7 protein-coding genes are annotated in these 11,002 nt (G+C 61.6%); 5 read left to right on the top strand and 2 right to left on the bottom strand.

The features are described 5' to 3' along the window. Positions 1-22: 22 nt before the first annotated feature. Positions 23-919, bottom strand: coding sequence for a TauD/TfdA dioxygenase family protein (locus tag HX830_RS29525; protein WP_177104197.1), 897 nt, complete (start codon positions 917-919; stop codon positions 23-25). A 523-nt stretch (positions 920-1,442) separates the two neighbouring features. Here HX830_RS29525 and HX830_RS29530 point away from each other — a divergent pair. The 5 genes from HX830_RS29530 (at position 1,443) to HX830_RS29550 (ending at position 8,660) form a co-directional block, all read left to right on the top strand. After that, positions 1,443-2,132 carry a GntR family transcriptional regulator gene (locus HX830_RS29530; protein ID WP_103499534.1) on the top strand — a complete coding sequence of 230 codons (690 nt, stop codon included), beginning with the start codon at positions 1,443-1,445 and terminating at the stop codon, positions 2,130-2,132. A gap of 868 nt (positions 2,133-3,000) precedes the next feature. After that, positions 3,001-3,780: a DUF3050 domain-containing protein gene (locus HX830_RS29535; RefSeq protein ID WP_103499533.1), complete on the top strand. Its 780-nt coding sequence runs from the start codon at positions 3,001-3,003 to the stop codon at positions 3,778-3,780. Next, complete coding sequence (locus HX830_RS29540; RefSeq protein WP_103499532.1) at positions 3,777-4,706, top strand: diiron oxygenase; 930 nt, start codon at positions 3,777-3,779, stop codon at positions 4,704-4,706. Before HX830_RS29535 ends, HX830_RS29540 begins: the two co-directional genes overlap by 4 nt. 14 nt (positions 4,707-4,720) lie before the next feature. Next, on the top strand, positions 4,721-8,164 hold the full coding sequence (locus HX830_RS29545; RefSeq protein ID WP_177104199.1) for an amino acid adenylation domain-containing protein: 3,444 nt from the start codon (positions 4,721-4,723) through the stop codon (positions 8,162-8,164). A 28-nt stretch (positions 8,165-8,192) separates the two neighbouring features. Continuing rightward, positions 8,193-8,660, top strand: a complete 468-nt coding sequence (locus HX830_RS29550; protein WP_103499530.1) for an SRPBCC family protein — start codon at positions 8,193-8,195, stop codon at positions 8,658-8,660. A 180-nt stretch (positions 8,661-8,840) separates the two neighbouring features. On the opposite strand, the gene HX830_RS29555 is transcribed toward HX830_RS29550, so the two are convergent. Next, positions 8,841-10,721: a methyl-accepting chemotaxis protein gene (locus HX830_RS29555; RefSeq protein ID WP_103499820.1), complete on the bottom strand. Its 1,881-nt coding sequence runs from the start codon at positions 10,719-10,721 to the stop codon at positions 8,841-8,843. Positions 10,722-11,002 lie beyond the last annotated feature (281 nt).

Genomic DNA, 11,002 nt, shown 5'->3' on the forward strand with positions numbered 1-11,002 from the left:
GATGCTCCTTGAAGCGATCGGATCAGAACGGGGCATCGCCCTGGATGGTGGTGCGGTAGAGCTTGCGCCGCAGGTCACTCGGGCAACCGGCGGCCAGGTGCACCAGCGAACGGTTATCCCAGAACACCAGGTCGTGGGGCTGCCACTGATGGCGGTAGATGTTTTCCGGCAACACGCTGTGGGCATACAGCTCGCTCAGCAGCTGGCGGCTTTCGTCTTCCGGCAGGCCGACAATCCGCGTGGTGAAACCCTCGCTGACGAACAACCCCTTGCGCCCGGTTTCCGGGTGGGTACGCACGATGGGATGCACCACCTCGGCGACCTGGGCCAGTTGTTCAGGGGTCAGGGTCGGCCGCCAGTTGCCTTCGAATTTGGTCTCGCTGTAACGCGCCGTGTAGGAGTGCGCCGCCGAACGGCCTTCGATCGCCTTGCGCAGGGCCTCGGGCAAGCTGTCCCAGGCCTTGTGCTGGTCGGCAAACAGGGTGTCGCCGCCTTCGGATGGCAGCTCCTGGGCGTGCAGCATCGAACCGAGGCTCGGCAGCTCCTTATAGGAGAGATCGGAATGCCAGAACTTGCCCGCATCGCCCAGGCCGATGTTCTGGCCGTTTTCGACGATGTTGGAAACGATCAGGATCTCCGGGTGCCCCGCCAGCAGGAATTGCTTGAGCACATGAATCTGCAACACGCCAAACCGACGGCTGAAGGCGATCTGCTGTTCGGGACTGATGCGCTGGTCGCGGAACACCACCACAGGGTGATCCAGGTGCGCACGGTGAACGCGCGCAAAGTCCTCGGCATTGAGCGCCTGGCTCAAGTCGAGGCCGACGATTTCAGCGCCCACCGATCCATCAAAGGGGCGGACGTCGAAGTGCTGTGCCGGGGCATCAGCGGTGGTCGAAACGGAAGAAGCCAGGGACATGGAAGGACTCCTGCGCAGGGCACGCTCAGAGGTGCACTTGGTGATCAGACACTCACGCGGGTCGCGTGTGGGTTCAGTTCATACGGCCCACCCAAGGGTCGGTGAGCACGCAGAAATATGACGATATAGATATAAGAGAGATAACTTAAATACTATTAAGGAATATCAATAGGGCCTTTTTCATAAGCGCCCCGGCGCCGAGCCGGTGAGAGGCGATGATTTTTTCACGTGCCCCGAGGACCTATCCGACACATCCGGATACCTTGAAAACCCGGGTTCTGGAACCTTGTGCAAAACACTGGAGCCGCGGGAAGCAATACGCATCGCCAAGAGGGCGAGTCCCTACAGCCACTTGGGAATCGATTGATAGTTTCAGTGAGGGCTGGTGAAAGAGAATGGCACCATGCAATCATCCGTTATCGCGTGCCTCAGGCGCAGAGAATGGACGGTTTGACAAGCACCCGGGCAGCTTCTAGTGTGCCATCGGATCACCCTTCAACCTTGTTCAAAACAGAGTAGTCGCGTGGCGGAAAAACCGAATCCCTTGAACAGCGTTCACGTCAATGGACCCATACCCGCCCATCTGGCCCGGGCGGTGATTGAGGAGACCTTGCGCAACGCCATCCTGGACGGGCGTCTTCCCTGTGGCCTGGCCTTGCGCCAACAGGAACTGGCGACGCTGTTCGGCGTCAGCCGCATGCCCGTGCGTGAAGCCCTGCGCCAGCTCGAAGCCCAGGAACTCCTGAATGTGGTGCATCACAAGGGGGCCGTGGTTGCCCCTTTGATCGTCGATAATTCCATCGAAGCCTACGACTTGCGGATCCTCCTGGAGACCGAGGCCCTGCGCCTGTCGGTGCCCCTGCTCGATGACAACGACTTCAAGCAGATCGAGGCCTATATCGATCTGCTGGAAACCGAACAGGACTATACCCAGGTCGGACGGCTCAATCGCCTGTTCCACATGGGGCTCTACAGCAAGGCCCCCAATCACAAACTGTTGAAGCTGATCGAGCAGGGCCTGGTGGAAGAAGAACGCTTCCTGCGTTTCAACCTGTCCGCCATGGGGCTGGGCAAACTCTCCCAGGATGACCATCGCGCCCTTCTCAGCGCTGCTCGGGCCGGCGAGATCGAGGTGTGCGTGGAGAATCTGCGACACCACCTGCAACGCGGCATTGAAGTGATTCTGCGTTATCTGGCCCAGGCCCGGTCTTGACCCCTGAGCCGATACGCCTGTTGGGCCCGGGGTCTGCTGTTCTACCGATGTGCATGGCAGCCCACAGGCTGATGAGACGGGTTGTCGGTGAGCGATAACAACACCGCCGACAAGCTGCCATCAGCTGTTTTCCATGATTTGTGAAAAAGGTCGTGGGCGCACGCCCTGCCACGCGGGATGACCCTATCTATTCACCGCTTCGGACAGGTTTCGCCTCTTCCGGCGATAGCAGAACTGTCCGTTTGGGCACAGGCTTGCTCACCGATAATCAATTGACGAGCGACGTACGGCTCTGCGCATGCAACTTTCGGATTACATCACTCAACCAAGGAGGACTTCCACGCGCCGGAAGTACGGATCAGCCGTGTCTCGGCCACGCCTATCAAACTATTAACCCATCCCATTGAGAGCCAGTTGAATGAGGCATTCCATCATTCATTTAAATTCTGATCGTTATTATTCGGAAGGGGCACTCTCACCCCTAAAAACACGGCATCGCCAGTGTTATCGGGGACACTCATCTATTAAAAAGTGACACTTACAATTGTTCTAAAAATAACTTGATCCGCGCTGATTATTTGTATTAATTTTTAATGGCTTTCGGGCAACCCCTGTCGCCAAGGCCTTAGCCAGCCTAGACATAGGCGCCCGGCAACACCAAACAAAATACGCTCAAAACGCTTGCACGATGACACTTTGGCGTACGTTAAATACGCCGTGATTCCTCTCGATACTTTCAATTTCTTATTGAGGACTCTGTTCGTCCGCCCGTTAGCCAATGCAACACAGTGACACCGCCATACCGTATAGAAAACACCGTGCAACCTGTCACAGCCCTTTCAACTTCGCAGACACGTGGTGAATATTAATGAGCGCACTAAAGCACCTTCTCGACGCCCGTAAAGAACAACTGACCCAACATCCTGTATTCAGTGAGATTCATTCACTTTCACTCCTTCGACGGTTCATGGAAGTCCATGTCTTTGCGGTCTGGGACTTCATGTCGTTGACCAAGCGCTTGCAACAGGAACTGACCTGTACCACTTTGCCCTGGCTACCGCCCAGGGACCCCCAGGCCGCACGCCTGATCAATGAAATTGTCCTTGGCGAGGAATCGGACCAACGCGAAGGCCCCGGCCATTGCAGCCACTTCGAGTTGTATCTGGAAGCCATGCGCGAGGTAGGCGCCAGCACCGCCGCCATCGAGCACTTCATCGAACTGCTGCGTGAAGGCGTGACGGTCGACACCGCGCTGCGCACGGTGAACGCCGCGCCGATGGTGATCGGCTTTGTCAGAAACACCCTCGATATCGCCCTCCACGCCTCGGCGCATCAGGTGGCCGCGGCCTTTCTGCACGGCCGGGAAAGTGTCATCCCGCAGATGTTCCAGCGGATTCTCGATGAGTGGGGCATCGATCACGCCCAGGCCCCGACGTTGCGCTACTACCTGCAACGGCATATCGATGTCGACTCCGAGGACCACGGGCCGGCGGCCGAACACTTGCTCGAACGCCTGGTGGGCGGTCAGCCGCAACGCGAGGCGGAGATCTACAGCGCCGCCCTGGCCGCCGTGGACAGCCGCCTGGCGCTGTGGGACGGCTTGCAACTGAGCCTGAGCGAACGCGCCGTCGAGGTGGCCCTCTCATGAACGCCGTCGACTACACCTCCTTCGCCGATGCCTGGGAAAGCCGCGCCAGCATCCGCACCCGCCCACGGCGCCTGCTCGAGGACGACGATCGGCTGATCTATCCCCTGAGCCGCCAGCCCCTGGTCAGCAGCGAGAGTTTCCTCACCCTGTGTCCGGAGCAGCGGGATTTCGTGCTGCTGCAGAGCCTCTACAAATTCATCAATGACGTGGTGATTTTCGAGACCGATATCGTCGACCGCACCGCCCGCAGCATTGCCAAGGGGCGCTTCCCGATCCGCTTTCCGTTCGCCTGTCGTTATGACGCCATGACCGTGGTGGTGGACGAGGACTATCACGCCCTGGTGGCCATGGACTTCATGCAGCAGACCGTGGCCATGACCGGCATCGAACCCCTTGAGCTGCCCGAGGAAATCGAACTGAGCCGGGCGATCCCGGCGGCCATGGGGATGGCCCCCGAGCACCTGCAAGCGGCCATGGAGCTGATCTGCGTGGCGATCTCGGAAAACACCGTGACCAACGATGTCGCGGCCTTTGCCAAGGACGACACGATCAAACCCTCGATCAAGGGCCTGATGGCCGACCACCTGCTCGACGAAGGCCGGCATGCCGGGTTCTGGACGCGCCTGGTGCGGATCTACTGGCAGACCGCGAGTGAGGACGACCGCGACCTGATCGCGCAGATCCTGCCGGTGTTCATCGTCCATTACCTGACCAACGACATCCAGAAAGCCTTCGACTTCCGCGTGATCGAGCACCTGCCGGTGAGCGAGGCGATTCGCCAGGAACTCAGGCGCGAGGCATTGGGGCTGGCGTATCCGATCAATCGCCACCATCCGCTGGTGATCAATATCGTGCGCTTTCTGCGTAACAGCTCGCTGCTCGATTCGCCCTGTGTTCAGGACGCCTTGAGCGACTACCTGATCTAGCCAAGGAGATCATCATGAGACGTCTCACCCTTTTGCTCGTCGGCAGCAGCCAGGCGCTGGATGAATTGCTCCGCGAGCTGGAACAGCACGGTCATTCGATTCAACGCCTGAGTCACGCACAGGCCATCGAAGCACAACCGCCGGGCGCGGCGGATCTGTTGATCGAAGATGGCAGCCTGGTGCTGCCCACCAGTTGGCGGCGCGACCTCGGCGCCTGCATTCACCTGGCCCTGCGCCTGGAACAAGGGCCCGTGGCGCCCCAGGGCCTGCCCGCACTCAGCCTGCTTTGTCGGCTGGTCGAGGATGCCGGTAGCCGCCTGATCCAGCGCCTGGGGGTTGATCAGGACGGCTCCGGAAACGGCCAGGCGCTACGCCTCGCCGCAGTCCAGGCATTGGTGGAGCGGGTGGCCTTGCAGGTCAGCCGCTATTCCCGCGACGCCGATTACTTTGCCGAGGCCGCCACGTTGCCATCGGCGTCGGAGCACCCGGAACAGGATCTGCGCAGGCTTGAGACGCTGGCTTTCGAACACCGTCTCAACCAGACCGCCCGCCCCGAGTTGCTGGCCCTGGCCCAGGTGTCGGTCATCGAGCATATCGAAAGCAGCCTGCTGCGTTTCGCCGAACGCCCCGCGCTGACCCTGGACGGGGTGTCGCTGACCTACCGGGAACTGCACGACCTGAGCCGGACGATCCAGCAAAGTCTGCTGGCCCGGCTCGATGCCCTGGGACCGTTCACCGAACCGCCGGTGATCGGGCTCTGCCAGCACAAGAGCCCCGCGCTGTACGCCAGCATCCTGGCGATTCTCGGGGCCGGCGCGGTGTATCTGCCGCTGGACCCGGGCCACCCGCTGCAACGCCAACTGTTCGTTCTCAAGGATGCCGGCGCCAGCCTGCTGCTGCATGACGGACAATCTTCCCTGGCCGAACAGCTGCCGGCCCTGGATGTCCGTGGCCTGGCGCAAAAACCGACTGATCAGCCCCTGGTGCGCCAGGCACGCGCCCCCCAGGCACCCTGCCTGGCGCTCTATACCTCGGGCACCACCGGACAGCCCAAGGGCGTGCTGCTCAGCCAGCACAACCTCAGCCACTTCACCGCCTGGTATGCCGACTATGTGCAGCTCAGCGAAACCAGTCGGGTGCTGCAATTCTCCACCCTGAGTTTCGACTCGTCGCTGATCGACATCTTCCCGACCCTGGTCAGCGGCGCGGCGCTGGTGGTGCCGACTGAAGACCAGCGTCGCGATCCCTTGCAACTGTTGGCGCTGATTCGCGGGCAACGGCTCAGCCATGCCTTCCTGCCGCCGGCACTGCTGAGTATCCTGCCGCTGGACACGCCCCTGGGCCTGAGCCATGTGATGACCGGCGGTGACGTGTGCGAACCGGATGTCATCGAGAAGCTCTCGACCCAGTGCCATTTCTACAATCTCTACGGCCCTACCGAGACCACCGTGCTGGTCACCGCCAGGCGCTTCCGGCCCGGCTCCGGCAATCGCAGCCTGGGCCAGGCCATCGCCAACAGCCAGGTGCTGATTCTCGACGAACAGCGCCAGCCAGTCGCCGAGCAGACCGTCGGCGAGCTGTATATCGCCGGCCCCGGGGTCGGCCTCGGTTACCTGAACAATCCCGACAAGACGGCGGACAGTTACCTGCAACTGGCGCTGGGCCAGGGCGAAAGCCTGCGTGCCTACCGCACCGGCGACATGGCCAAGTGGACCGGCGAAGGCATCGAGCTGTGCGGGCGCCGGGACAACCAGGTGAAGATTCGCGGCTTCCGGGTCGAGCCGGAGGAGATCGAGCAGTGCCTGCGCGACAGCCGGCTGTACCGCCAGATCGCGGTGGTCATCGATCCCCGGCGGCGGGTGCTGGCCTTTATGAGCCAGCCGCAGTCTGTCGGCGGCCAGGACGCCCTCAGGCAGCATGCCGAGCGCTACTTGCCGGACTATATGCAACCGACCGTCTACACCGAGCTGGCCAGCCTGCCTTCGGCCAGCAACGGCAAGATCGACCGCGCGGCGTTGCTCAAGCTGCCGGTGGAGACGCCCGAAAACAGCCGCCGCCGGTTACCCGCCACGGCGGACGAAAGTCGCCTGCTGGAACTCTGGGCCGAGCTGCTGGAACTGCCTGTCGAAGATATCTCCACCGACGAGAGCTTCTTCAACCTGGGCGGCCACTCGATCCTGTTGTCGAAAATGCTGCTGGGTATTCGCGAGCAGTATGGCCGGGGTATCTCCATCAACCGCTTTATCGAGGAACCGACCCTGTGCCGCCTGGCGATGCTGGTCGGTGGCGCCGCCACCAGCCAGGCCCTGAGCGAGCAGATCCTGATCGATGTCGAGCGGGAACTGGGCCTCAACGTATTACCCGCTGATCGCGCTGGCGATGTGAACAAGGTGGTGGTGACCGGCGCCAACAGTTTTGTCGGCGTGCACCTGGTCGAAGCGCTGCTGGCCGGCGGGGCCGTCGAGGTCGCCTGCCTGGTCCGCGACAGCGCCGCGGAACCGGCGGCCGAGCGCTTTGCCCGGGCCCTGCGGGAAAACCGCCTGGAGCACCTGGATCTGAGCCGGGTGCGGGTCCATGCCGCCGACCTGACCCGTCCTCTGTTGGGGCTCGCCCCGGCGGTCTATGAACGGATCGATCGCGAGTTCGGCGCCCTGGTGCACAACGCGGCCAACGTCAACCACGTGCTCGACTACGAGTCGCTGGCACCCGATAACGTCGATCCGCTGTTCGAATGCCTGCGCCTGTGCGAGGGGCGCAGCAAGAAGATCTTCAACTTCATCTCGACGCTGTCGGCCTCCAGCAGTACCGATGCCGAGGGTCGGGTGCTCGAGCAACCGGCGGCCCAGACACCGCCGATCTATATCCGCAACGGCTACAACCTGAGCAAGTGGGTCGGCGAGCGGATCCTGCAACGGGCCCGCGAGCAAGGCGCCTGGGCCAACCTCTACCGGCCCGGCAATATCAGCTTCAACAGCCGCACCGGGGTCAGCCAGCCCCACAAGAACCGATTGATGCTGATGCTCAAGGGCTCGCTGCAGTTGGGCCAGGTGCCCGCCCTGGAGCTCAATTTCGACCTGATGCCGGTGGACTTCCTCGCCCGCTTCATCGCCGTGCACGGCCGACGTACCAGCGCCCACGGGGTGTTCAACCTGCATAACCCGCAACCCCTGAGCTGGGCCGACTACATGGCCTCGTTCCGTGAAGCCGGCCATGACTTCCAGCTGGTCAGTGTCGCCGACTGGCAGCGCCAGTTACACCGGGTCGACAGCAACAATGCGCTGTTCGAAGTCCTCGGTTTCTACCTCAACGGTTTCGAAGAGGACATCGGCGATATCTCGGCCATCGGCCATGCCCATGCCGCCGCAGCCGTGCGCGAGATGGGCGAGCAATACCCGGCCAAGACCCCGGCGCTGCTGCGCAAGGGCTGCGACTACCTCAAACAGATTCAATTCATCTGATTCACCCCCACCCACAAGGAGTTACATCATGAATAACCTGCAACCCGATAGCCTGATCCGCAATCCACAAGGCAGCCCGGTGATTTCATCGGTGGAAGTGGCCCGCGACGCCGCTACGGTCTGGGCCGTGGTCGGCGATTTCGGTGGCTTTGCGGCGTTTATCACGGCGCTGGAGCGCATCGAGATCACCGGCGAAGGCGTCGGCTCGCTGCGCAAGAAGTTCTTCAAGGACGGTAACCTGGTGGTCGAGCAGCTCAACTCGCGGGACGAGCAGGCACGGCGGATGACCTGGACGACGATCTACAACACCCTGGGGGTTGGCCAGCTGTGGGCGTCGATGACGGTCGAGGCGCTGGATGCGGACCGCAGCCGCGCAACCTGGACCATCATTGCCGAACCGGCCAGTGGTGGTGAGGAGGCGCTGCCGGGGTTCCGCAGTTTTGTTCAGGGGTTTGCCGATGATGCGATGAACAATGTGCGGACGTTGTTGGCCTGATCAAGTTAGGCGCCTGCCGTCAGGTGTCGCCTGCGGCCTGCTGAACAACAGCCGCTCTCTGTGGGAGTGGTGCTTGCCCGCGAAGCTTTTGGCGTCCTTGAGGCCGCCTTCGCGAGCAAGCTCTGCTCCCACACAAGCCCTGCTCCCACAAGAGAGGGGGTCAACACAGGTATCGCGGGATCAGATCCTGAAACTGTCCACCAACTGCTTCAACCGTCCGGCCTGCTGCGCCAAGGCATCGCAATCCTTCAAGGTTTCATTCAGGTTGGCCACACCCTGCTGGTTCAGCAGGTTGATCTGGTTGATATCGACGTTGAGGGTTTCCACCACCGCGGTCTGCTCCTCGGTCGCAGCCGCCACCGACTGGTTCATCCCGTCGATCTCGGTAATCCGCTGGGTCACGCTGACCAGACGGGCACCGGCCTGGTTGGCGACTTCAACGCTCTCTTCGCTGGACACCTGGCTGGCGTTCATGGTCGTCACCGCTTCCCGCGAACCGACCTGCAGCGAGGTGATCATCTTGTGGATTTCCTCCGCCGATTCCTGGGTCCGGTGGGCCAGGTTACGCACCTCATCGGCCACCACGGCAAACCCGCGTCCCGCTTCGCCCGCCCGCGCCGCTTCAATCGCCGCGTTGAGGGCCAGCAGGTTGGTCTGCTGGGAGATGCCCTTGATCACATCAAGAATGTGCCCGATGTTATCGGTGCTGGCGTTCAGCGTTTCGATCTGGGTGCAGGACAGGCTGATCTTCTGCGACAGCTCGGTCATCGCCAGGATGGTTTTTTCCACCACCTGACGCCCGTCGTCCGCCTGCTCGCTGGCGCCACTGGCGTGTTGCGAAGCATCGGCGGCGTTGCGGGCGATCTCCTGGGTGGCCGCCCCCAGCTCGTTGATGGCCGCCGCCACGCTGTTGGTCCGTGCGCTCTGCTCATCGGACCCGATGATCGAGGCATTCGAGGAGTTCATCACCCGCTGGGACAGGTCGTGCACCTGGCGCGTGGCCGAGGACACTTCACTGATGGAGGCGTGGATGCGCTCGACGAACTGGTTGAAGGAACCGGCGAGCTCGCCGAACTCGTCCCGGTTCTCGATGCTCAGGCGGCGGGTCAGGTCGCCCTCGCCCTGGGCGATGTCCTGCATCGCACGACCCATGGTGGTCAACGGACGCATCAGGAACTGGATCAACAGGGTCAGCAGCACCGCGATCGCCACCACGGCAATCAACATCGCGATCAACGCCGAAGTCCGGAACTTGCTCAGTGGCGCGTAGGCCTTGTCCCGGTCGATGGACAGGCCGATATACCAGTCCGCCGAAGGCAGGCCCACCACCGGTGTGAACGAGATAATCCGTTCCTGGTTGTTCAGGGTGACTTCCTGGATGCCCTTGGTAATCCGCAGCCCGGAGTTCGGGTAGAGGTCCTTGAGGTTCTTCATCACCTGGTCTTTGTCCGGGCTGACGATTACCTGCCCGTCGCCGCTGACCAGGAAGGCCTGGCCAATCCCGCCGAAGTCCACCGAGTTGATGATCTTCACCAGGGTCTCCAGGCTCAGGTCACCCCCCACCACACCGAGCAATTGCCCGTTGCTCTTCACCGGCAGGGCGATGGTCACCACCAGGCCGCCGACCGAGGCCATATAGGGCGGAGTGAGCATGGTCTTGTCCGCCACGACAGCGGATTTGTACCAGGGGCGCTGACGTGGATCGTAGCCGTCGGGCATCTTCGCGTCAGGACGCTGGGTGAAGGTGCCATCGGTCTGACCGACATAGGTGAACTGGAAGTTGGAGGTCAATGCCGGTTGATCGACCAGGCCCGGGTAATCGGCCTTGCTGCCCTGATGGGCCAGGTTCTGCGCCAGGTTCTCCAGTACCAGGATCCGCCCGCCCAACCAGTTCTGCACGCTGCTGGCGGTCAGGTCACCGGCTTGCTGGACGGAGGACTCGAGATTCTGCCGGATGGTACTGCGCTGTAGATAGTCGTTGTAGAACGTGAACAGCGCAAAGGCGAGAACCACGACACCGGAGGCGGCCAAAAGGATTTTATGGCTGAATTTCAGATTCATTTCATGGACTTCTTATTATGCCGAAAATGGGGATGCGTGCGGGTGCAACACTCGTTGGGGGGCGCAGGCAGCGTTCTATGACTGCTCCACTTTGGTGCACGCATCATTCACCATACTGTCGGCACCATGGGATGAAAACTTAGCTCATTTCAGGAAATGTCTGGAGGATTTTTTGCACGCCCAAAACAAAACCCCCGTCTGCGTGAGCAGACGGGGGTTTCGGAATTCAATCTTGACGATGACCTACTCTCACATGGGGAAACCCCACACTACCATCGGCG

The organism is Pseudomonas gingeri (assembly GCF_013385425.1).
In the GTDB taxonomy this organism is placed as follows: Bacteria; Pseudomonadota; Gammaproteobacteria; order Pseudomonadales; family Pseudomonadaceae; genus Aquipseudomonas; species Aquipseudomonas gingeri_D.

Bases quoted from the DNA above. Each gene is read 5' to 3' on its own strand.
- HX830_RS29525 (WP_177104197.1), bottom strand. From the start codon at position 919: ATGTCCCTGGCTTCTTCCGTTTCGACCACCGCTGATGCCCCGGCACAG.
- HX830_RS29535 (WP_103499533.1), top strand. From the start codon at position 3,001: ATGAGCGCACTAAAGCACCTTCTCGACGCCCGTAAAGAACAACTGACC.
- HX830_RS29540 (WP_103499532.1), top strand. From the start codon at position 3,777: ATGAACGCCGTCGACTACACCTCCTTCGCCGATGCCTGGGAAAGCCGC.
- HX830_RS29545 (WP_177104199.1), top strand. From the start codon at position 4,721: ATGAGACGTCTCACCCTTTTGCTCGTCGGCAGCAGCCAGGCGCTGGAT.
- HX830_RS29550 (WP_103499530.1), top strand. From the start codon at position 8,193: ATGAATAACCTGCAACCCGATAGCCTGATCCGCAATCCACAAGGCAGC.
- HX830_RS29555 (WP_103499820.1), bottom strand. From the start codon at position 10,721: ATGAATCTGAAATTCAGCCATAAAATCCTTTTGGCCGCCTCCGGTGTC.